Here is a 25,661-nt window from a genome sequence, read left to right as displayed (position 1 = left end):
ACATCAAAAAACAACCTTTTAAAGAATTTTTGAATGAGGAAATTAACCATCTTTCACCCACTCAACAAATTATCAAAAATGCTTGCTACTTGTTTATTATATTCTTGTGCGGTGTGAATGTAGATTTTTGTGGAGCTTAAGGACTGATGCCCCAATGCTCTTGAAGTCAAAACAATATCCCTACTCTTAGCATAGACTAAAGTGGCAAAACTATGCCTAAATAGGTGCAATCCTGTGCCATATTGTTTAAAATTTTCAATACCACTCAACATAAAAATCTTTAACACAAAATTACTGATTGAACAATACTTTTGAGTATAGTTAGACAAAGACTTCTTAAATACAAAACGCCCATTAAAACTACTCAATCGTTTGCTATCACCCAACCACTCATCTAAAGATTTTTCTAGCATTTCTCGTTTAATGAACGCTTTTCGCTCTTTATTGTTTTTGCCTTTTATAAGCAAGATATAATGCTCTTTCTCTAAAACAATATTTCTCAATTCTAAATTAAAAACCTCAGATTTTCTCAAACCACCCAAAATAATTAAGAGTAAAATACACTTATTTCTCTTTTCATAACTGCTTCTAGTTCTATAGTTTATAAGAGTATATACAAAAGATTTTAAATCTTTTGAATTTAGATGTTTAGGCAAATTATCCTTGTGTTTAGCAAAGGCTATATTTTTAAGACTAAAATAAAATTCATAATGTTTAGTCCTATCCAAGTAATCAAAAAATTGCCTAATATACATTACATATTTTGCCATTGAATTAATCTTTCTTTGTTTAGCTAACTCAAATAAAAAATTCACAAGCATTTCTTCATTGATTAGTCTCAATCGCTTAACTTTCAAATTCTTGCAAAAATAGTCAAAGAATAAAAACAATACACGCATCATCAAAATATGCTTTGTGCCTTGATTATAAATTGTATGACATAATTTTTCCAAATCTTTAATATTTTCGCATTTTTCTAATTCTATGGACAAAAATCTCATTTTTGTAAAATCCCTTACTCCGTTAAAAACAACCATACGCTTAAATTTAAAAACAATAAAATCCCTAATCCCTACAAACAACTCCCTTTGACTTCTGGCGAGTGCGTTATTGTCATTTGATTTTTTCATAAAAGTCCTCTTAATATTAAATTTTTCAATAGAAATCAAAAAGAATGTAATTTATAAAAAATCAAAAACAGGGAGCTTATTTATAAAAAAAAGAATAAAAAGATATATATAATAATTGTAATTATATATATTTCTCTCTCCCCTATTATAATAAAATTATAAAGAAAAAAATTTCCGATTTACAAAAAAAAACAAATTTTTAAAAATTTATGGTAGAATACAAAGATAGTTTTTAGAAAGTTAGAATTAGAAAATTAAGAAGCTTAGAGCTAACTGAATAATTACATTCTTTTTGTTTTTAACTTTTTAGTTGGGGGGGTTGTGTTTGAATGGTTTTTGTGTTTTTGGATTTTTAGAACCGATCTAAAAGAAAACTTTTTTCATCAAGTTTCTTTTTTAAAAAAGCCTAAAAATTTCTTAAACACTTCTTTAGGATCGAATGTGTCGCACACCTTGCACCCATACATGCCAATTAAAATCACAAGCCAGCTCACATACACCCAGCTCATCAAAAACCACAAAATAGAAACGCTCCCATAAAGCTCATGGTAAGTGCGGTTATACAACACATAATAAGTGAAGGCCCATTTCAGCACATGCCAAGAAACGCTCGTAAAAAACACCCATAAAAACACCCAAAAATAATGTTTAAACACCTTATTTGTAGGAATGGTAAAAAGGATCAAAAAAAACGCGTAAGTGCCTATCCATCTTAAAACATGCAACAAACTTGAATTTTTATCTTCAAAAAACACTTGGATCTTAATGTCAAAAAACACCACCAAAGGCAGAGCGAATAGAAACACTAAAGTCGTGCCAAAACCCCAAAATAAAAAGATTTCTTTACCCTTAAAATGCGCATAATCTCTGGGCTTTGCTTGAAAAATCTTTGACGCGATGGAGCGGTAGTTTTCACAAAAAAGCACCAACGCCACTAAAATAGACACCTCTTCAAGCGTGCCTAAGGTCATGTCTGTTTTTTTAAAGTTTTCTAAAAAATCCTTAATCGCGCCAATGAGTTTAGGAGCGTTGGGGAAAATCAAGGCTTCCATTTCACCGCTGTGCGCTTGCATGTAATTGGACACAAAAAGACTAAACACAAACAACAAAATAGGCGATAAAGACAAAATCGTATAAAAACTCAAGCTGGAAGCGTAGTAAAACAATTCGCTCAAACCCAAAAAGGCGTTTTTCAAACGCTCGGGGAAAATCATTCTAAGAAGGCGCAAAAACCCTCTAACGCTTTTAAAAAGTTCTCTCATTAATGACAGCTTGTCGCCATTGTCAAGCCATAAGAGAGCAGTTTTTCTATATCTTTTTTAGGGGCTTTGCCTTTGGTGGTTAAATAATCCCCTAAAACCACCGCATTGATGCCGTATTCAAAAAGCTTGGCTTCCTTTTTATCGTTATCTTTAAACACCACTTCACGCCCCCCAGCCACCATAAGCCTAGCGTTAGGCAAAAACTCTTTAGCCAAAAGCACGCATTCTAGGGCTTCATCCGCGCTTAAAGTCTCTGCATCAATGGGCAATACCGGGTTTTTAATGAAAAAATTAATGGGTGTGGTGTGCGGGGAGAGCGAAGCTAACGCCCTAAGCATTTCAATCCTGTCTTCCCAGCTCTCATTAAGCCCAAAAATCCCCCCACTGCACAAGCCTAACCCCGCCCTTAAAGCGTTTTCGCATGTGATAAACCTTTCTTCCCATGTGTGCGTGGAGCAAATTTTAGGGAAGAAATTTTGCGAAGTCTCTAAATTATGGTTGTAGCTATGAATGCCCGCATCTCTTAAAAACTCTAATTGCTCCAAATCCGCGCGCCCGCAGCATGCGATTAAATGCAAGCCCAATTCTTCTTGATTGATGGCTTTAGCCAATTTGGCGATATATTCGCATTTTTCATCGTCTAATTCGCGCCCTGAAGTAACCAGACAAAACCCTAAAGCCCCTAATTCCCTTAACGCTCTAGCCTCTTGTAAAACCACTTTTTCATCTTTGAATTTATAGCGCTTAATCGCTCCTTGGTGGTGTGAGCTTTGCGTGCAATAAGCGCAATCTTCTTTGCAATCCCCACTGCGCACATTGGAAATAGAACATAAAAAAATCTCTTGCATCATCATTCCCTTGTTTTAAAAAAGTTGGTTTTTTTAGACTGATTATAGCAAAGAAAAAGAAGCGCTTTTGATTTTAAGGGTTTTATTCCATTAAATATTAAAACTAAAACTTTATTTGATTTTAATTCAATTGTTCGTTAGCGCTTCTAAAGTCAATCTCAAAACTTTACGCTATAATTTTCTCACTTTTTCATTAAGGGATTTTATGCAAGATTTATTCACTCAAGGTTACCCCCCCCCCCCCCCCCAATCAGTAATCAAAGATCGCACGCCCAATAACGCGTCCAATAATGGAGAAATAGAGCTACCCACTCACATCACAAGCAACTTAAAAAACGAGCTTAGAAATTATCAAAAACAAGCGATAAATAATTATTTAGAAAAACGACAATCCAACCCCTTTCAAAAGCATTTCATGTTTGAAATGGCAACCGGTAGCGGTAAAACCTTAAATGAAGTGCAAAATGCTTTTAAAAAATTTTCTTTTCCGCAAGAAAAAGTAGATGATTTTTTAACTTTTATAAATCATGAAAATAGAGGTGAAAAATATCCATTAGAAGATACATGGAATAGTAATAAGTGGGATAAATTAAATTCAATTGCTATTGATAGTTCAGTTTCAAGAGTTGATGAAACTATAGCAATTGATGATGAAAATTTTAAAGGTCAAAAACCCGAAGCCCTAATTTCAAGAATTTTAGAGGTTTCTACCCAAGAAAACGACCTCGTGTTAGACTTTTTTGCCGGGAGCGGGACGACTTGCGCGGTGGCGCACAAAATGAAACGCCGCTACATTGGCATCGAGCAAATGGACTATATAGAAACGATCACTAAAGAAAGGTTAAAAAAAGTCATAGGGGGCGAGCAAGGGGGCATTTCTAAAAAATGCGATTTTAAAGGGGGCGGGAGTTTTGTCTATGCTGAATTGAAAGAAGTGAATTTAGAAGTTAAAAAACAAATCCTTAACGCTAAAAGCAAGAGCGAATGCTTAAAAATCTTTAACGATCTTAGCGAGCGTTTTTTAAAACGCGCCGATTGCAAGATTGGTGAAATCCATAGCGAAGAGTTCCAAAATTTAGATTTAAACGAGCAAAAAAGGATTTGTTGCACGCTTTTAGACTCTAACGAAGACTATTTAAACTTGGGCGATATTGACGAAGACGCATGGGGGATAGATGGGATCACTAAAAAATACAATGAAATTTTTTATTCTTAAGTTTGATCATTCAATGCACGCCGTTTAACATATCAAAACGCTAGGCGCTAGGCTATTTAGTGGGTAAAAACAAACGATTAAAAATATTGTTGTAGCATTCAAGCCAATCAAAAAGGAGCAAAACATGAAAACCTTTAAAAACTTGCTCTGTTTTAGCCTGATTGCTATGAGTTGGCTCCAAGCGGACATGCTGGATAATTTCACTAAGGCTATTAACAGCTACACCACTAAAAAGCTTAATGAAATCAAGGATCAAGTAAATAGCGCTAACCCCACTAAGACCTATGCTAATGGCATTCTCACTAACATTGATTGTAAAGTCTTAAAAAATAACTTTTATTCGGTGTGTTATTCTAGCGAGCTAAAAAACCCTATTTATGGCGTGAGCGTGTTGTTTGGGGATTTAGTGGATAAAAATAATATTGAAAAACGCTATGAGTTTAAAACGGACACACGATTAGCCAAATACCAACAAGCCACGACACAAGATTACACAAGAAGCGGTTTTGATAGGGGGCATTTTGTGGCGAATGACGCTTCTTTTGATTTTGCGTCTAACCCTTTAAGAGAGACTTACAGAATGACTAATATCACCCCTGAAGCCAAAAACACCAACAGGCATTCTGTTTTATTAGTAGAAAAAGAGGGCCGTAATTTGGCTAGGAAATACCATCAAGTTTTAGTAGAAGAACTCACCATCATCAAACAGGGTTATAGGACTTTTAGCTCTAAAAATATCGCTATCCCTAGCGGATTTTGGTACCACTATGATATAAGCCTAACCGATAGCTATGAAAACGCTAAAAGCGAATGTTTCTACATCCCTAATGACAACCAAAAATATCCCTTACAAGAAATGAGAAGAGATTGTAAAGAATATGAGCGGGTTGAAAAGCAAGTGGTTTTTAAGAACGATAAAAACGCTGAGTTGAAGGAATTGTCTAAGTATCTTAACAACGCTAAGAAGTATTAAAACCGCCCTTAAAATGCCTGTAAAAACACCGGTATTTTTGATAAAAAGGTTTAAGGAATCAAATCCCTAAACGGCTAAAATTTGTTTTTTGTTGGAAGCGTTTCATAAGATCTGAATTTAAGATAATCTCTTATAGTTGTAGATCAATCCATGCTATCCACATGCAATCCACATGAAACAGCCTATAAGGACAATCTAAAAACACTCCATTCTGTTTCTAGCAACTCTAAAAACAACGGTATGTAAATTTTAAATTATTCTGCATCATTTTACTTTACATGAACTCCTGGAGTTTGTTCGCTTGCGCCATCCATTCTGCAAGGCTTTCATAATCGTTATTTTCTATCCAAGCCTTAGCTTGCGCGATTTCTTTTTCGCATTTTTTAATCGCTTCTAAGACATTGTCTCGGTTTTGTTTGAAAATATCCTTCCACATTAAAGGCGAGCTTTTAGACAAACGGCTCATATCCCTAAAACCCCCACCCGCTAAGGATAGAATCATCTCTGGGTCATTTTGCTTTAAAACGCTATTAGCTAGAGCGTAGCTCAAAACATGGGGTAAATGGCTGATATAAGCCACATGAGTGTCATGTTCATTGGATTTCATTTTAATCAAGCGCGCTTTAATGCCTAAAAAGATTTCTTTAGCGATCTCTACTTGCTCAGTCCCTGAATCTTCTAAATCGCACAATATCACAAGAGCGTTTTCATACAGCCCCTTAACGCTCGCTTTAGGGCCATAAAACTCTGTCCCGCACATGGGGTGTGCGGCGATGAAATTCTTACGAATGCTTTTAGGGATATTGTGAATGATTTGCGCTTTAGCACCGCCTAAATCAATAATCGTTGCGCTTTTTTTAACGGGAGTCATTTTTTTCAAACATGCAATGATGCCCTCAACCGGAATGGCCAAAAAAATCACATCGCATTCTAAAATCTTTTCAAATTCCACGCATTCATCTACAAGCCCCAAAGTCAAGGCTAATTTAGCATGCAAAGCGTTATGATCATAGCCTGTAACGCTTTTAAAACGCCCCCATTCTTGCAAGGCCAGCCCCAAACTCCCCCCCATAAGCCCTAAACCAATAATGCCTGCTTTCATGCCAAATTTTAAAGCAAAGTTTTTTCTAACACTTCAGCGATGTTTTTCACCGCAACGATGTTTAAATTCTCTCGCACTTCAGCAGGGATTTCATCTAAATCCCTTTCGTAATTTTTGACAGGAATGAGAGCGGTTTTAATGCCGGCTTTAAAAGCAGCGATCAATTTTTCTTTCAACCCCCCTATGGGTAAAACTTCCCCGCTCAAAGTCAATTCGCCCGTCATTGCCACCTTGCTTCTTGTAGCCCTATCGCACAAAATGCTCGCCATCACGCTCGCCATAGCGATCCCAGCGCTCGGGCCGTCTTTAGGCGTAGCCCCTTCAGGGACATGCAAGTGCAAATCATAAGCGTTATAAACTTTCAGCGCTTTTTTCTTTTTCTTACCCTCTGCATCTTTAGGGGTTTCGCTAGGGATTTTAGGCGCTTTTAAGGTTTCGTTATCCAATAAGGCTTTGACAACAGAAAAAGCGATAATGGCGGATTCCTTCATCACATCGCCTAAGCTCCCGGTGAGCTTCAATTCCCCCTTGCCTCTAATCTTAAGCGCTTCAATTTTAAGCACATCGCCGCCTACTGGAGTCCATGCCAAACCATTGACGATACCGATTTTATTTTCTTCATCTATGGGGTCAATTTCAAACACCATGCGTTCTAAATACTCTTTAAGGTTGTTAGGCGTGACAGAGACGCAGAAATCTTCATTTTCGCTTTTTCTATCTTCGCTCTTTTTGGTTCGCCCTTTTTTATGCGGGCTATCTTCTAGGTATTTTAAAGCCGCTTTACGCATAATCGTTGCGATCTGTCTTCGTAAATCCCTAACGCCCGCTTCTCTGGTGTATTTTTCAATAATGAGTTTCAAACACTCATGGCTAATATTCACTTCGCTAGGCTTTAAGGCGTGCTTTTCTAATTCTTGGGGGATGAGGTAGTTTTTAGCGATTTCTTCTTTTTCATTAGGCGTGTAGCTGGACACGCTGATAAATTCCATTCTGTCTCTTAAAGGGGCTGGGATCCTGTCAATATTGTTAGCGGTAGCGATAAAAATCACTTGCGACAAATCAATGCTAAAATTCGCATAATGATCCCTAAAAGCGATATTTTGCTCAGGGTCTAAGATCTCTAATAGAGCACTCGCTGGATCACCCCTAACGCTCCTATCCACCTTATCAATTTCATCTAAAACCATGACCGGATTCATCTTTTTGGCTTCAATAAGCCCTTGGACAATGCGCCCGGGCATTGAGCCTATATAAGTGCGTCTGTGCCCTCTCAATTCATTCACATCTTCTAATCCCCCCAAAGCGATCCGAACTAAAGGGCGCTCTATCGCTTTAGCAATGGAATTAGCCAAACTCGTTTTACCCACGCCAGGAGGCCCATAAAAGCATAAAATCGTGCCTTTAGCTTTGTCTTTTTTTTCTTGCTTTTTCTTGTGGCGCATTTCTAAAAGCTGCATGGTCGCAAAGTATTCTACAATACGCTCTTTAGGCCTTTTTAAGGAATAATGATCCTTGTCTAGTTGCTCTCTCACTCGCTTAATGTCAAGCGCTTTTTTCCCGTATTGCCCAAAAGGCACATCTAACATGGTTTCAATATAATTTTGCAAAGTCGCGCTATCAGAGCTGTCCGCATGGGTTCGGCTTAGCCGGTCAATTTGCTTTTTAATCTCCTTAAACGCTTCTTCTTTTAAAAAAGGCTTGACGCTCTCTAGTTTTTGGTAGTATTGGTTTAAATCTTCATCTCGCTGTTTGTCTGTGCCAAGCTCTTTTTGGATCTGTTTGAGCTGCTCTTTTAAGAAAAATTCCTTATTGGTTTGCTCCATTTTTTGATGGACTTTGGATTTGATTTCTTTTTGGAGCTTTTGGGTTTTAGTCTCTTCTATCACAATATCAATCAAATCCAACAAGCGCTGCTCGGTGTTGTCGCTGGCAAAAAGAGAATACGCCTGATCTTTTTTCAAACGCAAGGCCGCTGCGATTAAATCAGCGATGCGGTTAGGATCGTCATTGTCTTCTAAAGCCTTGATCAAATCCGGAGGAAAGAGTGAGCTGACATTGGCTAGAGTGATCACTTTTTCTTTTAACACTTCTATGATAGCTTGAATGTTTTCTTTATCGTATTCTAAATATTCAATAGGGATTATTTGAGCTTCTAAAAAGCCTTGCTCGTTTTCTTTGACAGGCTCTAAAATACGCCCCTTAGCGATGCCATTAAAGAGCAATTTCACGCGCCCATTAGGCATGTTGGCTTCACGCATAACAGATCCAATCACCCCCACATCATAATAAGGGGCTTCATTGTCATTCAATTTGTCTTTTTGGCATGCAATAAAGACTAATGATTTATTGGTTTTAGCGTAAGCTAACGCCTTAATGCTCGCATTATTTTGCAAAAAAATAGGGGCTATCATAAAGGGGTATAAAAAGGTGTCTTCTTCCACCAATAAAGGCAGAATTTTAGGAAAATCTTCAGTCATTTTTCATCTCTCTGTTATAATTTGCATGGTTTGAAATATCCTACCAATCAAAGATTAACACATACCAAGGCATGTGCGATGGTTTGGGTTTAGTCTCTTTTTCTAAAGTCTCATCTATTCTCTCTAAATAGCGTTTCACGCCCTCAGGCTTGTGGCGTTTTTTATAGACATTTGCGATCGCGCGATTGAGTTCGTTTTGCCCTAAAATGAATTTGATTTGCATGTATTCTACATAGGGGCGGTAACGGCTGTTAGGGTATTTTTCTATAAATTCGCCCAAACTCACAATAGAATTAGAGATAAATTCCTGGTCTTTAGAATGGTTTTTAAAAGCGTAATAATGCGATTGCAATTTCAAAAAGGTCAAATAATCCACATTGTCTTTCGTCCCAAAGCGCTTGATGTATTCATCAAAGTAAAAAGACGCCAAAACATACTCTTTCTTTTTCATGTGCGCTTGCCCTAAAGCTAACATGGCTTCTGGGACAAGGGGGGAATTGATGTGTTCGCTTTGTAAAGAAGAATAGTAATTGTCCGCTGTTTCTAAATTAGCAAAAAGGATTTCTCTCAAAATCCCTTGATACCAAAAGATCGCCGGTTTGTTGTATTCATCTTTTTTTTTCTTTTTGTTCGCACAACCGGTGCCTATAACAATAATCGCCATTGTGATAAAAAGGAAAGTTTTAAAATGTTTTAAACGCATGCCACCTGTCTTATAAAATTAGATTTTTGAATAACTCATGGTTATTTTTCTTATCTTTCTTATTTTCTCACCGAATAATGTAAAAACTATTTCTCCAATCAAGCACACCGCACCAAAAATATTCCACCCGGTGCTAGGATGAGATTTGCTAGGATTGTTTTTCTTGATTTGTGGTTTTATTTTGCCCATTTCTTGCTCCTTATTATTTTATAATTATTCAGTTAAACTTCCATCATGGTTAAATTATTGGGATTATACCCAAAACTAGCAAAAATTGATTTTACCAAAATTGTTTGATATAATACAGAGTTTTTAATTTAGAAATCATTGAGCGCTGGTTTTAAGGCGGTCTTTATTCTTTAAGGAGAAGATTTTGTGCTTTTTTAAAGGGAATGCAATCGCCTATGATTTTTGATGTGAAAGTGCCTATATTGGGGTTTGAAACCATTCATAAAATGCGTTTGCAAAAGATTGATGAAGTCTTTTTGCGTTTGAATAGTGCAGAAGATAATTCCGTGGTGTCTTTCACGCTGGTTAATCCCTTTGCTTTAAGAAAATACGATTTTGAAGTGCCTACCCCCTTAAAAATCCTTTTAGAATTAGAGGGAGCAAAGAGCGTTCTGATCGCTAATATCATGGTCGTTCAAACCCCCATTGAGCTTTCCACCGTGAATTATTTAGCCCCTTTAATTTTCAATTTTGACAAACAGCTCATGGGGCAAGTGGTTTTGGATTCTAACAAATACCCACACTATCATTTAAGAGAAAATATTCTAAGCCACACGCATGAATGATGCATGAGCGGTGCATGAGTGGTGTCTGAATAAAGCGTTTCTTTAAGCTTATGGTGCAATGCATCGGTGTTTTTGCAAATGCAAGCGAGCGGTTTTCTTATGGTATAATAGCGGTTATTTTTTAGAATAACCAACGCTAAAAATAGCGCTTTAGTTGAATCCAAAACAAGGAGTTTATTTTTATGGAACAAAATCATCAAAACTTACAATCTCAATTTTTTATAGAGCATATCTTACAGATTTTACCTCACCGCTATCCCATGCTATTGATAGACAGAGTAGTGGAACTAGAAGCCAATAAAAAAATTGTCGCTTATAAGAATATTACTTTTAATGAAGATGTGTTTAACGGGCATTTCCCTGATAAGCCCATTTTCCCGGGCGTTTTGATCGTAGAGGGCATGGCGCAAACGGGAGGGTTTTTAGCCTTCACTAGCTTGTGGGGGTTTGACCCTGAAATAGCCAAAACAAAAATCGTGTATTTCATGACGATTGACAAGGTTAAATTCCGCATTCCTGTAACCCCAGGCGACAGATTGGAATACCATTTAGAAGTTTTAAAGCATAAAGGCATGATCTGGCAAGTGGGCGGCACGGCTCAAGTGGATGGCAAAGTGGTCGCTGAAGCCGAATTAAAAGCCATGATCGCAGAGAGAGATTAAAAATGAGTAAAATTGCAAAAACAGCCATTATTTCTCCTAAAGCAGAGATTGGCAAGGGCGTAGAGATTGGGGAATTTTGCGTTATTGGGGATCATATCAAGCTCAATGATGGCGTGAAACTCCATAACAATGTAACCTTACAAGGGCATACTTTCATTGGGAAAAACACCGAAATTTTTCCTTTTGCCGTGCTGGGCACACAGCCTCAAGATTTAAAATATAAGGGCGAATACAGCGAACTGATTATTGGAGAAGACAACCTTATTCGGGAATTTTGCATGATAAATCCCGGCACTGAAGGGGGGATTAAAAAAACCATTATCGGGGATAAAAACCTGCTCATGGCTTATGTGCATGTCGCTCATGATTGCGTGATTGGTAGTCATTGTATTTTTGCTAATGGCGTAACTTTAGCAGGGCATATTGAAATAGGCGATTATGTCAATATTGGCGGTCTTACAGCGATCCATCAGTTTGTGCGTATCGCTAAAGGGTGCATGATAGCCGGTAAGAGCGCTTTAGGCAAAGATGTGCCGCCTTATTGCACTGTAGAGGGCAATCGCGCTTTTATTAGGGGGTTAAACCGCCACAGGATGCGCCAATTACTAGAGAGTAAGGATATTGATTTCATCCATGCGCTTTATAAGAGGTTGTTCCGCCCCGTCCCCTCCTTGCGAGAGAGCGCTAAATTAGAGTTAGAAGAGCATGCCAATAACCCTTTTGTGAAAGAGATTTGCTCTTTTATTCTAGAGAGTTCTAGGGGCGTGGCGTATAAGTCAAGCGAATATTCTAGCGAAGAAAAACAAGAGGAATAACATGAACGAAACGCTTTATTGCAGTTTTTGCAAAAAACCAGAATCAAGAGATCCCAAAAAACGCCGCATTATTTTTGCGAGCAACCTGAATAAAGATGTGTGCGTGTGCGAATATTGTATAGATGTGATGCATGGGGAATTGCACAAATACGACAGAGTGGATTCTTTATTAGCGCTCAAAAGAGAGCGATTGAGGAGAATGGAATCAAGCGTTCATGAAGAAGAGTTTTTGCTCTCTCACATTCCAGCCCCTAAAGAGCTTAAGGCGGTTTTAGATAATTATGTGATAGGGCAAGAACAGGCCAAAAAGGTTTTTTCCGTAGCCGTGTATAACCATTACAAACGCTTATCCTTTAAAGAAAAACTCAAAAAACAAGACAGCCAAGATAGCGATTTAGAGTTAGAGCATTTAGAAGAAGTGGAGTTGAGCAAGTCTAATATTTTACTAATCGGCCCTACAGGATCGGGCAAAACTTTAATGGCGCAAACTCTAGCCAAGCATTTGGATATTCCTATCGCCATTAGCGATGCGACTAGCCTAACTGAAGCGGGTTATGTGGGCGAAGATGTGGAAAATATCCTTACAAGATTGTTGCAAGCGAGCGATTGGAATGTTCAAAAAGCTCAAAAGGGCATTGTGTTTATTGATGAGATTGATAAAATCAGCCGTTTGTCAGAAAACCGCTCTATCACTAGAGATGTTTCTGGAGAGGGCGTTCAGCAAGCGTTATTGAAAATCGTTGAAGGCTCTTTAGTGAATATCCCCCCCAAAGGCGGCAGAAAGCATCCTGAGGGCAATTTCATTCAAATTGACACGAGCGATATTTTATTCATTTGCGCCGGAGCGTTTGACGGGTTAGCCGAAATCATTAAAAAACGCACCACGCAAAATGTGTTGGGTTTCACTCAAGAAAAGATGAGCAAGAAAGAGCAAGAAGCGATCTTGCATTTAGTTCAAACCCATGACCTAGTTACTTACGGACTTATCCCTGAGCTGATTGGTCGTTTGCCGGTTTTAAGCACGCTAGATAGCATCAGTTTAGAAGCGATGGTGGATATTTTACAAAAGCCTAAAAACGCCCTAATCAAGCAATACCAGCAACTTTTCAAAATGGATGAGGTGGATTTGATTTTTGAAGAAGAAGCGATTAAAGAAATCGCTAGACTCGCTTTAGAGCGAAAAACCGGGGCTAGGGGCCTAAGGGCAATCATTGAAGATTTTTGTTTGGATATTATGTTTGATTTGCCCAAGCTTAAAGGATCGGAAGTGCGTATCACCAAAGATTGTGTTTTAAAACAAGCTGAACCTTTGATCATTGCTAAAACGCATTCTAAAATGCTTCCTTAAAAAATACGCTTATAAATTTAATGATAAAGGATTAGAAAGGGCATGATTTTTAGCAAATTAATCGGTTTGTTTTCGCATGATATTGCCATAGATTTAGGCACGGCTAACACGATTGTGTTAGTCAAAGGGCAGGGCATTATTATCAATGAGCCTTCTATTGTAGCGGTGCGCATGGGGTTGTTTGATTCTAAAGCTTATGATATTTTGGCAGTGGGGAGTGAGGCTAAAGAAATGCTAGGCAAAACCCCTAACAGCATCAGAGCGATTCGCCCCATGAAAGATGGCGTGATTGCCGATTATGACATTACCGCTAAAATGATTCGCTACTTTATTGAAAAAGCGCACAAACGAAAGACATGGATTCGCCCACGCATCATGGTGTGCGTGCCTTATGGATTGACAAGCGTGGAAAGGAATGCGGTTAAAGAGAGCGCTTTAAGCGCGGGGGCTAGAGAAGTCTTTTTGATTGAAGAACCTATGGCAGCCGCGATTGGAGCAGGCTTACCGGTGAAAGAGCCTCAAGGGAGTTTGATCGTGGATATTGGCGGCGGCACGACTGAAATTGGCGTGATCAGCCTAGGGGGGCTAGTCATTTCTAAAAGCATTAGAGTGGCTGGGGATAAATTGGATCAAAGCATCGTGGAATATATCCGCAAGAAATTCAATCTGTTGATAGGGGAGCGCACCGGCGAAGAGATTAAGATTGAAATCGGTTGCGCGATCAAATTGGATCCGCCTCTTACGATGGAAGTGTCAGGGAGGGATCAAGTGAGCGGGTTGTTACACACGATTGAATTGAGCTCTGATGATGTGTTTGAAGCCATTAAAGATCAAGTGAGAGAAATCTCTAGCGCTTTAAGGAGCGTGCTTGAAGAAGTGAAGCCGGATTTGGCTAAAGACATTGTGCAAAACGGCGTGGTGCTTACCGGCGGTGGGGCTTTGATTAAGGGATTAGACAAGTATTTAAGCGATATGGTTAAACTCCCTGTGTATGTGGGCGATGAGCCTTTATTGGCCGTAGCCAAAGGCACAGGAGAAGCCATACAAGATTTGGATTTACTCAGCCGTGTGGGTTTTAGTGAATAATGCATGCGTTTTTATTTTAAATTCCTTTGGCTTTTAGGGATTTTTCTTATTTTTTATTTTTTAGATTTTAAGGCCAGTTCTTCTTATATCAGCGACAGGATTAAAAATGCCTTGATGGGTGCTAAAAACAGCCTATTGGACAACATTCAAGCGTATTTTTTTCAAGCCAAAAACATTAAGGAGTTTCAAAAAGAACGCTTGATTTTAGAAGCTTTAAAACTAGAAAACGCCGATTTGAAAGAGCGTTTGAATAGCGTTTATCCTTTAGAAAAGCCAAAAATGATCTATTCCCCCACTTTTATGACTTCATTCACCAGTTTAGAAGACACGCGCAGCGTCTCTCTCAACCCTATCATGGATTTAGAAGAAAATAAGATTTATGGCCTTGTTTCTCACAATCAAGCCATAGGCATTGCCGTGCTAGAAAAAGGGCGCTTGAATGGGTTTTTGAACGCTCACAAGCGTTGCGCTTATAGCGTGATGGTAGGCAAAAATCAAGTGTTAGGCTTTATAGGATCTAATTTCAAGCAAGAATTAGTCGTGGATTTTATTGTCCCTAACGCTGAAATTAACATAGGCGATCAAGTGCTAACGAGCGGGCTAGATGGGATTTTTGGAGCGGGGGTGTTTGTGGGCGAAGTTTCAAGCATTGAAGATCATTACACTTATAAAAGTGCAGTGTTGAAAAACGCTTTTTTAAGCGACGCTAAACTTTTAAGGCATGTGTTTTTAAGCGATGTGAAAAACTAGCGTTACATTCAAGGCTGATTTAAGCGGATCTTTAACCCCTTTCAATAAATTAATCCTTTAAGGTTAGAAAAAAATCGTTTAACTTCCCTTTTTTAATCCAATAATCTCTATAACCATCCGCCACTTTATCCTTATTTCCATAAAATTTTAAAACCACTTTGATCTTGAAATGGGGATCGTTTTTAGGGTTAAAGATCTTATCTTTAAAGAGTTTATACGCATCTGCCTTATGTTCGTAATCAGCGTATGTGATCCCTTTAGGGTCAATGAAACAAACGATCTGCGTATCGCCCTTTTGCAGCCAAAAGATAAAATCAGGGAAAAAGCGCCTTTCTGTAACATTGTTGGTATAAGGGATAAACAAATTGTCTAAATGCTCATCAATCTTGCTGAACGCCCAAAAATCATAGTTTTCTTGCAGCGTTTTTATAGTTTCAGTTTCTTGCAACTCTTTTAAAAAATCAATCTCACTTTCTACTTTAACCACATGCTTAAGCCAATCGCAGTTTTTGGCTTTAATTAAAGGGGTGTAGTAATGCTCTTTGAGTTTTAACAGCTCGGCGTCATCAACTTCAAATGTTTTGTCTTGTTTGTGTTTTTCTGCATCATAAGGATCGATCTCGCCTTGTGCGATTTTTATTCTTAAAGTTTCTTTATCTAAAGGCGCATGCTCTTTCACTTCTTGGATGGTTTTAATTAACGCTTCTTCTTTATCTGCCTTAACTTTAATCCTTTTAAAATGCACGATTTTCTCATTATCTAGGGTGTTAAACTCGTCTTTAGGCACTTTTTGATTAGGGTATAGCTTGCCTTTAATTTCAGAAATCATGCAATCTAAATCTTTATAATGCCAAGTTGATACCTTTTTAAAATGCGCTTTTTGTATCATTTTTTTTAACTGCTCATAATCTTTGGGGTCATAAATTTCATGCTTTAAAATGAAATGCTTTTCGCTCATCAAATTAAAATACTCTTTTAAATCCTTAAAATTTTTTTCGCTCATTTTAAACGAAGCGCTTTCAGGAAGTTCAAGAACGCTTGTTGGTTCTTTGCGGTAGCAAGGCACGAATAATGCGTGTTTTATGGGCGTTTTTTCTAATTTGATTTCACGCCAAGAACCTCTACTCTCACCCCTCTTTTCGCTCTCTTTTTGGATCTTTAAAATCGCTTCAAGGCTTGCATGGTTAGTGGGTATCACAAAAAGCGTTTCTAGCATTGCGGCGTTTGGTTTCAAGGCTTTTTTAATGGCTTCATCTATTTCTAAATACGCTAACCTTTGGCGTTGGTTTTTGACGCTTTCAATCCTTACGCCTCTGCCAAAAGATTGTTTCACCAGCTTTTTAGCGTCATCATCAAGCCCTATATTTAAAAATAAAATCACGCTAGGCCTTGTGCTATCCCACCCGGTTTCAAAAGTGCGAGACCCCACTAAGATATTGATACTGCTCTTGTCAATCTGGCTGAAATAGCTTTCTTCTTTAAAGCTTAAATTCTTGCTCACCACCTTCACGCTCTTTAATTTTTCATAAATCCATTCTGTAATATCGCCTATTTTAATCAAGCAAAAGACTTTATCGCTTGTGTTGAGCTTGAAAGCGATTTCTTGGTTGTTTTTAGGGTTAATAATCACTTCAATATGCCCGCTATTAGCATAAAAAACTTCTTCTTTTAAGCCTTTAAAATCCATGCTCTTTAAACCCTCTTTAAAAACCTTAACCTTATAGTCTTTATCTTTGTTGCCGCTAAAAAGAAATTCCGGATCTTTTATTTCCTCTAATAAATCTTCTTTAGCCTTTAAAAAATCGCTCTCATCGTCATTTTCAATCACGCGCGCTAAAGTTTTAAAAAAGATTTCCGCATCGCTGTTTTCCACATTCACAGAATGCGTGAACACGAGCATTAAAGGGTCATGAAAATAGCCTTCTGTTTTATAGCGTTTTTGCATGCCTAAAAGCAATAACGCTTTTAAAAGAGCGATTTCTTTTTCCCTATCGTTTAAATCTTTTGATTCCTTAAAAGCGTTTAAGTTGTTTTTCTTCAATAAAACAGACTCTTTACCATAGCCAAGCTTCACCCACTCGCCCACGCTCAAATTATACACCGAAGTGATGAGATCGCTTTCTTCGGTGAAAGTGGCGCTGAAATTGAATAAAAACCCTTTTAAAGACAGCAGACTAAAGATAGCCTGTCTTTTGCTCTCAGACTTGTTCCCCTTATGCGCTTCATCTAAAATCACATAATTTTCCCCATTATCCCAATAATCCTTATAATTTAAAAGGTTTTCCTTGCTTTCTTCATCATTCATCAAATCCGCGCGGTAATAAAAAAGAGCGATTTTTTCAAAAAAATCTTTTGGAGCGCGATGGAAATCTTTATTGGTAACCTCTTTAAGGTTTTTGAAATCAATTTGCTTGGAAAAGTCCTTACCCCGGTTGTATTTTTCAATTTCTTTTTCAAATTGCTTGATCAAATTTTCATTGGCGCTAAAAAACATGATATTTTTCTTAGGGATTAAACCCATTCCCATAGCCACGCTTAAAAGCTCTACAAGTTTGATGATGACAATCGTTTTACCGCTCCCTGTGGCCATGTAAAAGGCTAAGCGGTTGATAAAATTTTCAAAACTCACGCGCTGATTTTCCACCTTAAAATGGCTCTTTAACAAATGATTGAGTTTTTTGTTAGTGAAATCGCAATTAGCGAATGAATAATGCTCTTGATAAAACGCGTAAAATTCTTTTTTATTCTCTTTGAAATCTCTAAAATAAGCGACAAGCATTCTAAAAGCGTTAATCAAAGCTTGCTGTTGGTAATTTAAAAGCTCCTTATTGCTATCAAAGCTTTTAAAGTCTAGCCTTTCTAATGGCTCGTTAATCTCGTTAGTGTTCAATTCATCTTCAGCGAGTTTTTGCGCGACAAAAATTTCATTATGGGTTGTTAGATCTTTTTTCTTTGCCATTATGCCTCCTTACCAAATGAGCGCTTCTTTTAAGGCTTTTAAAATCTCTACTTCTTTATCATTCCCTTTAAATTTCACCATCTTTTCATTAAAAAACTCCACTTTCAGCCCCCATAAATTTTCCAAAGTCTCTTTAATATCCACGCCCATTTTTTCTAGCGCGTTTAAATTGAGCGTGTAAGATTCGTTTTTGCATTCCACTAAATCGCTGTATTGTTCATCATAAGCTAAGGGTTTGTCATTGTCTTCATGCTTGATTTTTCTTAAAATCTCTTCATAGCTTTCCAATGCATAAACTTTCACCACCCCACCTCCATTAAATTCTTTAGCCGCACCGCTTTTAAAACCGCCTATAACCTTTTTAAGGCGAGGCAAAATCACGCTGTCAAAATGCTCCCCCATTTCAATACCGATATACTTTCTCTTGAGTTTGTGCGCCACCGCGCAAGTCGTCCCGCTCCCGGCAAAAAAGTCTAACACGAGATCGTTTTCTTGGGTAGAGATTTCTATAATGCGTTTGAGTAGGGCTTCAGGTTTGGGGTTATTAAAAATAGTTTCTCTACCTTCGTTTATATTAAAAAGCTTTTTTAGCTCTTCCTTGCCTTGTTGGTTATATGCTAAATCATAAATAATACTTTCTGTTAAGACTTGACTGTTGTTATCCTTTTCATAAAACTTTTTATACACATTATAAGAACCATTTTTTAACTTCTTAAAAACTATTCTCTCTTCTGATTTCATTTTTTCAAAAGTTTCTTTTGCACAAATCCATTGTGTAGTAATTATGCTACCATTAGGACATGTTATGGGATATATAAGTGTTTTTCTTTCGGCTAAACCGGATTTAAGCGGTCGTATATAGAATTTTCCTCTTTCAGCTTCATATTTATCTGTTTCTGTAAAAATTTCTTTTTGTTTATTGTTTCTCTCTATGTAAAATTCTTGTAAATTATTAATATTTTTCGCATATACTAAAATATATTCGTGCAAATCCACAAAAAAGCGACTACCCTTACCGCCACCATATTTTTTCCGCCATATCAAACTCGCTACAAAGTTATCACCCCCCCCCCCCATTAAAGACTTCGTCCATGAGCGCTTTTAAATAAGCCTGTTCGTTGTCATCAATGCTCACAAACATCACGCCTTTATCGTTTAAAAGCTTGTGCGCAAGCTCCAAGCGGTTAGCCATCATAGAAAGCCAGCTAGAGCGTTTGAAATTATCCGCATAAATAAATTCATTGTTTTGCGTGTTATAAGGCGGATCAATGTAAATGCAATCAATTGTTTCTTTATAGCGGTTTTTTAGAGAGTTTAGGGCTTGGTAGTTTTCGCTTTTAATGAGCGTGCCATTGATTTCATCTTCACTGAATAAGTTTTTAATCTCTTCTTCTAAATCTTTAAAATAGATGGTGTCTAGGGGCAAAAACTCATTTTCTAAAAAATTGTCTGTGGTTTTTAAATTCAAGCCTTGCCATTCTTGGACTTGTTTGGGGTAGTTTTTGTGGTTTGTGATTTTATTTAGATCGTAGTTTTTAGCTTTTAATTGGTCTAGGCTTACAATGAAATGCGAGTTTAATACAAAACGAGGTTTGTTCCAAATCTTACAGAGTTCGTTTTCAAATTCGCTCACTAATAAAATCACTTGCAACGCCACTTCCTTAATGGTGTTGATTGAATTAAGGCGTTTGTCATCAAATTCAGTCATTTCTTTAAAAAGGTATTCAAACAAATACAAATCCAATTGCTCTTTTAAAAACCCTAGCGCGTTTTTATGGATAAAATAATCCATACTGCCTTGCTTTTTGAATTTTCCAAACGCTTTTTTTAACACTTCTTCATCAAGTTCAACGCCTTGATTTAAACATTCTTTTAGAATTTCACTTATTTTTGTTTGATTCCCCTTACTGCTGAGAGTAACGCTAAAGTTTAGGGTGTTAGTTTTTGTGTCTGTATCTTTTAGATTAAAGACTAAATCCACTTTTTCATTATTCTTTTTACTTTCTAATGAAGAAGTGTCAAAATTAAAAACCATGTTTTCTAATTCAAAGCAAAAATCCTTATAATTCGTTTCGCTTTTCACATAATAAAGATCTTTGGTTTTATAAAATAAGGCGGTGTCTTTTTTAAGGGAGCATTTTTCATAGTCGCTTTTAGTATAAAGGCTATCGTAAAGGGGCGTGTCGTTGAAATAAATCCCTCCATTAGCGCTCAAATAACGCTTGAAAAAGCTATAGAGTTTGTCAAACAATTCTTCTTTGAGATCGTTGTTATTTTGGCATTTTAAATCAATGAGTTTTTCTAATTCTTGTTTTTTGCTTTGATAATACTTGCTCTTAGCCTTCATGAGATTGAGCATGCCATTTTTCATTGCTTTAGCGTTAGGATCTAAAAGGCTTTCTTGTTTGTCTTCAATCTTAACGCCTATAAAAAGGTTTTCTAAAACTTCATAAAATTGCGCTTCGTTCGTTTTCATTATAACGCTCCTTAAAAAACATGAAAAAGTATTATAACAAAGCCCACTCATTAAACGCTTACCCCATGCAAAAAGATTTTTTTACTAGAAGACGATCACCTTTTAAGCGAGAGCGTTAAGGAGTTTGACTTGTTGAAAATGCAGATTACCCTGACTAACTCATTTTTTTAAAATACCCCTATTTCATTGTAAAATTATCTCTGTGAAATCCATTGAAGTTTAATAAAAGGTAAAAATAAGATTGAATATCAATAAAGTGTTTTATCACAGTAGCACCAACATGAATGAAGTGCCAGATAATAGCGTGGATTTGATCATCACAAGTCCGCCTTATTTCAACATCAAAGATTACACGAAAAATGGCACACAAGATTTACAGCATTCAACCCAACATGTTGAAGATTTAGGGGCATTGGAAAAATATGAAGATTATCTTTTAGGTCTTTTAAAAGTTTGGCTTGAGTGCTATAGAGCGCTAAAACCAAATGGTAAGCTATGCATTAATGTTCCTTTAATGCCCATGCTTAAAAAGGTTTTAAACACGCACTATAACCGCCATATCTTTGATTTGCATGCTGATATTCAGCACTCCATTTTGCATGATTTAAACAACACGCTAGAAAACAAGCCTAAAATGTTCTTGCTAGATGTCTATATTTGGAAACGCGCAAATCCTACTAAAAGATTGATGTTTGGGAGCTACCCTTATCCTAGAAATTTTTATGCGCAAAATACTATAGAATTTATCGGCGTGTTTGTCAAAGACGGCAAGCCCAAACAACCCACAAAAGAGCAAAAAGAACAAAGCCAATTGACTCAAGAAGAATGGGTGGAATTTACCAAACAAATTTGGGAAATCCCAATCCCTAATAAAAATGATATTGCTTTTGGTAAGCATGCGGCTTTAATGCCGGCTGAATTAGCAAGGCGTTTGATTAGATTGTATAGTTGCGTGGGCGATGTGGTGCTAGATCCATTTAGCGGGAGCGGGACAACCTTAAGAGAAGCAAAACTTTTAAAAAGAAATTTTATAGGTTATGAACTCTATGAAAATTATAAGCCCTTGATTGATCAAAAACTAGGAAACTTGTTTGATTTTGAATAAGATTTATATAGAAGATGTTTTCACATTTTTAGACAAATTAGAAGATAAAAGCGTTGATTTAGCCATTATTGATCCCCCCTACAATCTTAAAATTGCTTCATGGGATAGTTTTAAAAACGATGAAGAGTTTTTAACATTTTCTTACGCTTGGATTGATAAAATGCTGCCCAAACTTAAAGACACGGGGAGTTTTTATATCTTTAATACCCCTTTTAATTGCGCTTTATTTTTAGCGTATTTGCGCCATAAAAAAGTGCATTTTTTAAATTTTATCACTTGGGTTAAAAAAGATGGGTTTGCCAACGCCAAAAAGCGTTATAACCACGCGCAAGAAAGCATTTTATTTTATAGCATGCACAAGAAAAACTACACTTTTAATGCCGATGAGATTCGCACCGCTTATGAATCCACCGAACGCATCAAACATGCTCAAAGTAAGGGGATTTTAAAAAATAACAAACGCTGGTTCCCTAATCCTAAGGGCAAATTATGCCTTGATGTGTGGGAAATCACTTCACAAAGGCATGTTGAAAAAGAGAATGGTAAAATCCTTAAGCCAAAACACCCTAGCATCAAACCTAAAGCGCTCATTGAACGCATGATAAAGGCTAGCTCTCACAAAAACGATTTGATTTTAGATTTGTTTAGTGGCAGTGGCATGACTAGCTTAGTGGCTAAAAGTTTAGGGCGTAATTTTATAGGGTGTGAAACCCATGCTGAATATGTGCATGAGAGTTTGGAAATATTTAGGTATAATGAATACAGATAAAAAAGGATATTTAACATGCAAAAATTAGAAAAAATTTTGCTAGAAATCACACAGCTTGACCCCAGCAAGGAGTGTTTGAAATTCTTAGCTAATCGCATAAAAAGATCTGATTATAGGGGCTTACACTTATCCCAACACAATCGTTACGATCAAAATAAAATTAAAACCATTATTCAAGCTATTTTCAATGAAGTGAGAGAAGATTTTTTACAAATTCGCACCACCGATATGAGCAAACGCCCTAGCAATATCATAGGCGAAGAGGTTTATGCAAAAGTGGTTGATAGTATCTGCAAGTCTGAAATGCCTCAAGACAATTTAGGAAAAAAGAATCAAGTAACCCAAGATAGCTTGAGAAAAAATCTTTTTGTAGATATGCATAGAATGGGGTTGATTGAACGCTACAATAAGAATAAGGAACCTACAAACCCCTACATTCAAAGCAATATTAAATATATCAGTTTAACTCCCTTAGCTATAGAATTTTTAAACGCGCAAGATTTGTTAAGAAAAAATTTTTGTTACACGCAAGCTTTAGAAAATCTTTTGCAAGGTTTTGGAGCAGAATGCAGAGAGGTAATGATAGAGCTTGACAACCATTATTTAGACATTGAAGAAATGATGTTTTTTGTTACATTTTTAAATATTGAAAATTTTACTAGAAGTGAAATTATAGAATATGTTAGAGAATATAGGAGTTTAAGCCGTATCCAAAAAGAAAAATTAAAAGAGTTAGTGCAAGATTATTGCGACCCTAACCATTTTAACGGAAATAAGTTAGAAAAGAGAGATTATCATAATTGGAAAAATCAAGCCCAACAAATTTTTAGCTTGCTAGAACAAAGCGTGTTTTTTGAAACCAATAAAGAGAGGCTTATTTTAAAAACGCTCAATGAAGAAAACAAACAAAACGATAAAAAACTCAAACGCTCTATTAAAGAGAAAGCCCTTTATTTTGAAAAACATGGCGTTAAAAAAGAAAAGGGCTTTGAATTGCACCATATTGTGCCTTTATGCTTGGCTCGCTCTATAGAAGAATTTGATCTTTTGGATAAATGGGAAAATTTAATCTATATTGATGCTTTTAACCATGCGAAAATATCTCAAACGCAAAATAAACATATTTGTTTGTATTTTAAAGATTGCGATGTGATTTTATCTAAAGGCTTAAAAGAAGAACAAGAAAGCCTTTATTTTACTTGCATTAAAAATGTGTTATATAAACTTGATTTACAAAATATCATGTTGGAATACAATAAAGATTTATTGCATTCTAAAAACGGCTGATAAAATAAGGCGGTGTCTTTTTAAAGAGAGCGTTTTTTATAACCGCTTTTAGTATAAAGGCTATAGAATTAGCGCTACAATACCCCCATGCAAAAAAAGATTTTTTTACTAGAAGACGATTACCTTTTAAGCGAGAGCGTTAAGGAGTTTTTGGAGCATTTGGGCTATGAAGTGTTTTGCGCTTTTAACGGGAAAGAAGCTTATGAAAGGCTCTCTGTTGAGCGCTTCAACCTCTTGCTTTTAGATGTGCAAGTGCCTGAAATGAATAGCTTGGAATTGTTCAGGCGCATCAAAAACGATTTTTTAATCTCTACGCCTGTGATTTTTATTACCGCCTTACAGGATAACGCTACCTTAAAAAACGCTTTTAATTTAGGAGCGAGCGATTATTTGAAAAAGCCTTTTGATTTGGACGAATTAGAAGCGCGCATTAAAAGGTTTTTCAATGATGATCCCATAGAAATCATGCCTAACATTTTTTATCACCAGCACTCTTTGAATATTAAAGGGAAAAAGGAAATCCTAGCGCCCAAAACCGCCCAACTTTTAGAATACTTTTTAGAGCATAAGGGGCAAATCATTAGCTCTCAAGCGTTAGAAAATAATTTATGGGAGCAAGCTATTGATGATTCCACCTTGCGCACTTACATTAAAGTGTTGCGCAAGCTTTTAGGTAAAAATTGCATAGAAACGCATAAGGGGGTGGGCTATCGCTTTAACCCACTATGAAAAAAAATCCCTTAAACTCTTTTTAGGGACTTATTTAGGCTCTTCGTTTGTGTTAATGCTAGTGATTAGCGTTTTAGCGTTTAACTATGAAAAAAACGAAAAAATCAAAATGATACGCATGGAAATGGACAAAATGGCTTCTAAGATCGCTAGTGAAGTGGTCGCCTTGCATATGCAAACGCATGGGGATTATCAAAACGCTTTAAACGCTCTGATTTCACGCTATAAAGACGCTTCCATAGCCCTTTTTGATAGCAAGAGGCGTGTTTTGTATTCTAATATCCCTGAAAGCGCAAATTTGATTAAAAACCATAAAGAAGCGGGATTTTTTAGTTTTAGGGGAGAGTATTACCTGTTTAGCGATGAAACTTTCGCTCACTTAGGCGTGGCTAAAATGCTTTTTAAAAATTCTAAACCCCTTCATTTTTCTTCTTTGTATCGTAACATTGTTTTAGTGTTTGTCATAGCGTTTTTATGCGTGATAGGGGTTTCTGTGTTTTTGGGGCGTTTGTTTTTAAAGCCCATTAGGAATGAAATCACCCGTATTGATCATTTTTTAAAAAACACCACGCATGAATTAAACACCCCCATGAGCGCTCTAGTCTTGTCGTTAAAAACCTTAGAAGACAACCAACAACACCGCCACATTAAAATCGCCATCCAGCGCATGAGTTTTTTATACCGCTCGCTCTCGTATTTAGTGATGCAAGATATTGAGCGCGAATCCCCCATGCTTTTAGATTTAAAAGCCCTAATCACCAAAGAAAACACGCTTTTTAGCGAGATGATAGACTACCACAAGCTGGAATTTAAAAGCGATTTAGTGGGAGTGGAGTTTAAGGCTAAAGAGCAGGATTTCATTTCGCTTTATAGCAATTTGCTCATGAATGCGATCAAATACAGCGTCATGCATGGGTATATCCACATAGAGCTAACGCATGCGTTCTTGAAAGTGAAAAATTTAGGGTATGAAATCCCTAAAGACAAGATCGCAGAATTAAGCGTTCGTTATGCGCGTTTCAATTCTAGCGTTTTGGGTTATGGTATAGGGTTAGATTTAGTGAAAAAAGTGTGCGAAAAGTATAAAATGCGTTTAGAAATTCATAGCGAACCCTCTTTAAAAGGATCGTTTTATGAAAATTCGTTTTGCGTTCAATTTCAAGGATGAAG

The 25,661-nt window shown here is 36.9% G+C and carries 24 protein-coding genes; 13 read left to right on the top strand and 11 right to left on the bottom strand.

Annotated features, from left to right (window positions below):
• Positions 1–53: 53 nt before the first annotated feature.
• From HPSH112_RS06865 to HPSH112_RS06855, 3 genes are all read right to left on the bottom strand, one after another.
• A complete protein-coding gene (locus HPSH112_RS06865; protein ID WP_000749472.1) occupies positions 54–1,130 on the bottom strand; it encodes a tyrosine-type recombinase/integrase in 1,077 nt (358 codons plus the stop codon).
• A 383-nt stretch (positions 1,131–1,513) separates the two neighbouring features.
• A complete protein-coding gene (locus HPSH112_RS06860; RefSeq protein ID WP_001208641.1) occupies positions 1,514–2,392 on the bottom strand; it encodes a YihY/virulence factor BrkB family protein in 879 nt (292 codons plus the stop codon).
• Complete coding sequence (locus HPSH112_RS06855) at positions 2,392–3,240, bottom strand: biotin synthase (protein ID WP_001155622.1); 849 nt, start codon at positions 3,238–3,240, stop codon at positions 2,392–2,394. Before HPSH112_RS06855 ends, HPSH112_RS06860 begins: the two co-directional genes overlap by 1 nt.
• Before the next feature lie 205 nt (positions 3,241–3,445).
• On the opposite strand from HPSH112_RS06855, the gene HPSH112_RS08105 reads away from it, so the two are divergent.
• Together HPSH112_RS08105 and HPSH112_RS06845 are read left to right on the top strand one after the other, a co-directional pair.
• Entirely contained in the window at positions 3,446–4,456 is a 1,011-nt protein-coding gene (locus HPSH112_RS08105) for a DNA methyltransferase (RefSeq protein WP_195727942.1), read from the top strand.
• Positions 4,457–4,580: 124 nt separating this feature from the next.
• Entirely contained in the window at positions 4,581–5,429 is an 849-nt protein-coding gene (locus HPSH112_RS06845) for a DNA/RNA non-specific endonuclease (protein WP_000846884.1), read from the top strand.
• Between the two features lie 274 nt (positions 5,430–5,703).
• Here the strand turns inward: HPSH112_RS06845 and HPSH112_RS06840 are convergent, their stop codons facing one another.
• From HPSH112_RS06840 to HPSH112_RS08640, 4 genes are read right to left on the bottom strand one after another with little or no spacing between them, the layout of a single operon-like run.
• The gene (locus tag HPSH112_RS06840; RefSeq protein ID WP_000643532.1) at positions 5,704–6,531 is read right to left on the bottom strand and encodes a prephenate dehydrogenase; all 828 of its coding nucleotides are present in this window, start codon (positions 6,529–6,531) and stop codon (positions 5,704–5,706) included.
• 8 nt (positions 6,532–6,539) lie between these two features.
• Complete coding sequence (lon, locus tag HPSH112_RS06835; RefSeq protein WP_000133736.1) at positions 6,540–9,008, bottom strand: endopeptidase La; 2,469 nt, start codon at positions 9,006–9,008, stop codon at positions 6,540–6,542.
• Between the two features lie 40 nt (positions 9,009–9,048).
• Positions 9,049–9,711, bottom strand: coding sequence for an outer membrane protein assembly factor BamD (locus HPSH112_RS06830; protein WP_001237316.1), 663 nt, complete (start codon positions 9,709–9,711; stop codon positions 9,049–9,051).
• A gap of 18 nt (positions 9,712–9,729) precedes the next feature.
• The gene (locus HPSH112_RS08640; RefSeq protein WP_000516304.1) at positions 9,730–9,900 is read right to left on the bottom strand and encodes a hypothetical protein; all 171 of its coding nucleotides are present in this window, start codon (positions 9,898–9,900) and stop codon (positions 9,730–9,732) included.
• A gap of 215 nt (positions 9,901–10,115) precedes the next feature.
• Between HPSH112_RS08640 and fliW the strand changes: the two genes are divergently transcribed.
• Positions 10,116–10,505: a flagellar assembly protein FliW gene (fliW, locus tag HPSH112_RS06825; RefSeq protein ID WP_001867287.1), complete on the top strand. Its 390-nt coding sequence runs from the start codon at positions 10,116–10,118 to the stop codon at positions 10,503–10,505.
• Here fliW and HPSH112_RS08975 read toward each other — a convergent pair.
• Positions 10,466–10,639 (bottom strand): flavoprotein oxidoreductase, encoded by a 174-nt coding sequence (locus tag HPSH112_RS08975; RefSeq protein ID WP_096394549.1) that lies wholly within the window; start codon positions 10,637–10,639, stop codon positions 10,466–10,468. The two genes, fliW and HPSH112_RS08975, sit on opposite strands and share 40 nt — an antisense overlap.
• Before the next feature lie 48 nt (positions 10,640–10,687).
• Here HPSH112_RS08975 and fabZ point away from each other — a divergent pair, with 48 nt between their 5' ends.
• From fabZ to mreC, 5 genes are read left to right on the top strand one after another with little or no spacing between them, the layout of a single operon-like run.
• Positions 10,688–11,167, top strand: coding sequence for a 3-hydroxyacyl-ACP dehydratase FabZ (fabZ, locus tag HPSH112_RS06815; RefSeq protein ID WP_000437109.1), 480 nt, complete (start codon positions 10,688–10,690; stop codon positions 11,165–11,167).
• A gap of 2 nt (positions 11,168–11,169) precedes the next feature.
• On the top strand, positions 11,170–11,982 hold the full coding sequence (gene lpxA, locus HPSH112_RS06810) for an acyl-ACP--UDP-N-acetylglucosamine O-acyltransferase (RefSeq protein ID WP_000034080.1): 813 nt from the start codon (positions 11,170–11,172) through the stop codon (positions 11,980–11,982).
• Between the two features lies 1 nt (position 11,983).
• Positions 11,984–13,330 (top strand): ATP-dependent protease ATP-binding subunit ClpX, encoded by a 1,347-nt coding sequence (gene clpX, locus HPSH112_RS06805; protein WP_001006329.1) that lies wholly within the window; start codon positions 11,984–11,986, stop codon positions 13,328–13,330.
• A gap of 42 nt (positions 13,331–13,372) precedes the next feature.
• A complete protein-coding gene (locus tag HPSH112_RS06800) occupies positions 13,373–14,416 on the top strand; it encodes a rod shape-determining protein (RefSeq protein ID WP_000577744.1) in 1,044 nt (347 codons plus the stop codon).
• A 3-nt stretch (positions 14,417–14,419) separates the two neighbouring features.
• Positions 14,420–15,166 carry a rod shape-determining protein MreC gene (gene mreC, locus HPSH112_RS06795; protein WP_001213283.1) on the top strand — a complete coding sequence of 249 codons (747 nt, stop codon included), beginning with the start codon at positions 14,420–14,422 and terminating at the stop codon, positions 15,164–15,166.
• Between the two features lie 49 nt (positions 15,167–15,215).
• Here mreC and HPSH112_RS06790 read toward each other — a convergent pair whose 3' ends face one another.
• From HPSH112_RS06790 to HPSH112_RS08630, 3 genes are read right to left on the bottom strand one after another with little or no spacing between them, the layout of a single operon-like run.
• A complete protein-coding gene (locus HPSH112_RS06790) occupies positions 15,216–18,125 on the bottom strand; it encodes a DEAD/DEAH box helicase family protein (RefSeq protein ID WP_001074864.1) in 2,910 nt (969 codons plus the stop codon).
• A 9-nt stretch (positions 18,126–18,134) separates the two neighbouring features.
• Positions 18,135–19,202: a site-specific DNA-methyltransferase gene (locus HPSH112_RS08890; RefSeq protein ID WP_000508638.1), complete on the bottom strand. Its 1,068-nt coding sequence runs from the start codon at positions 19,200–19,202 to the stop codon at positions 18,135–18,137.
• Complete coding sequence (locus HPSH112_RS08630; protein WP_000855789.1) at positions 19,186–20,601, bottom strand: DNA methyltransferase; 1,416 nt, start codon at positions 20,599–20,601, stop codon at positions 19,186–19,188. The genes HPSH112_RS08890 and HPSH112_RS08630 overlap by 17 nt, the downstream gene beginning before the upstream one ends.
• A 241-nt stretch (positions 20,602–20,842) precedes the next feature.
• Between HPSH112_RS08630 and HPSH112_RS06780 the strand changes: the two genes are divergently transcribed.
• The 5 genes from HPSH112_RS06780 to crdS all read left to right on the top strand — a co-directional run bounded on the left by HPSH112_RS06780 (position 20,843) and on the right by crdS (position 25,659).
• Complete coding sequence (locus HPSH112_RS06780) at positions 20,843–21,706, top strand: DNA-methyltransferase (RefSeq protein WP_001024665.1); 864 nt, start codon at positions 20,843–20,845, stop codon at positions 21,704–21,706.
• Positions 21,693–22,475 (top strand): site-specific DNA-methyltransferase, encoded by a 783-nt coding sequence (locus tag HPSH112_RS06775; RefSeq protein WP_000602629.1) that lies wholly within the window; start codon positions 21,693–21,695, stop codon positions 22,473–22,475. The genes HPSH112_RS06780 and HPSH112_RS06775 overlap by 14 nt, the downstream gene beginning before the upstream one ends.
• 15 nt (positions 22,476–22,490) lie before the next feature.
• Positions 22,491–23,762 (top strand): hypothetical protein, encoded by a 1,272-nt coding sequence (locus tag HPSH112_RS06770; protein ID WP_001170524.1) that lies wholly within the window; start codon positions 22,491–22,493, stop codon positions 23,760–23,762.
• An 87-nt stretch (positions 23,763–23,849) separates the two neighbouring features.
• Positions 23,850–24,491, top strand: coding sequence for a copper response regulator transcription factor CrdR (gene crdR, locus HPSH112_RS06765; protein ID WP_001169800.1), 642 nt, complete (start codon positions 23,850–23,852; stop codon positions 24,489–24,491).
• A complete protein-coding gene (gene crdS / locus HPSH112_RS06760) occupies positions 24,457–25,659 on the top strand; it encodes a copper-sensing histidine kinase CrdS (RefSeq protein WP_080024726.1) in 1,203 nt (400 codons plus the stop codon). Before crdR ends, crdS begins: the two co-directional genes overlap by 35 nt.
• Positions 25,660–25,661 lie beyond the last annotated feature (2 nt).

This window comes from Helicobacter pylori Shi112, assembly GCF_000277405.1.
Classification (GTDB): Bacteria; Campylobacterota; Campylobacteria; order Campylobacterales; family Helicobacteraceae; genus Helicobacter; species Helicobacter pylori_C.
Note: the sequence above shows the minus strand (reverse complement) of the source record. Positions and strands in the feature narration are given on the sequence as shown.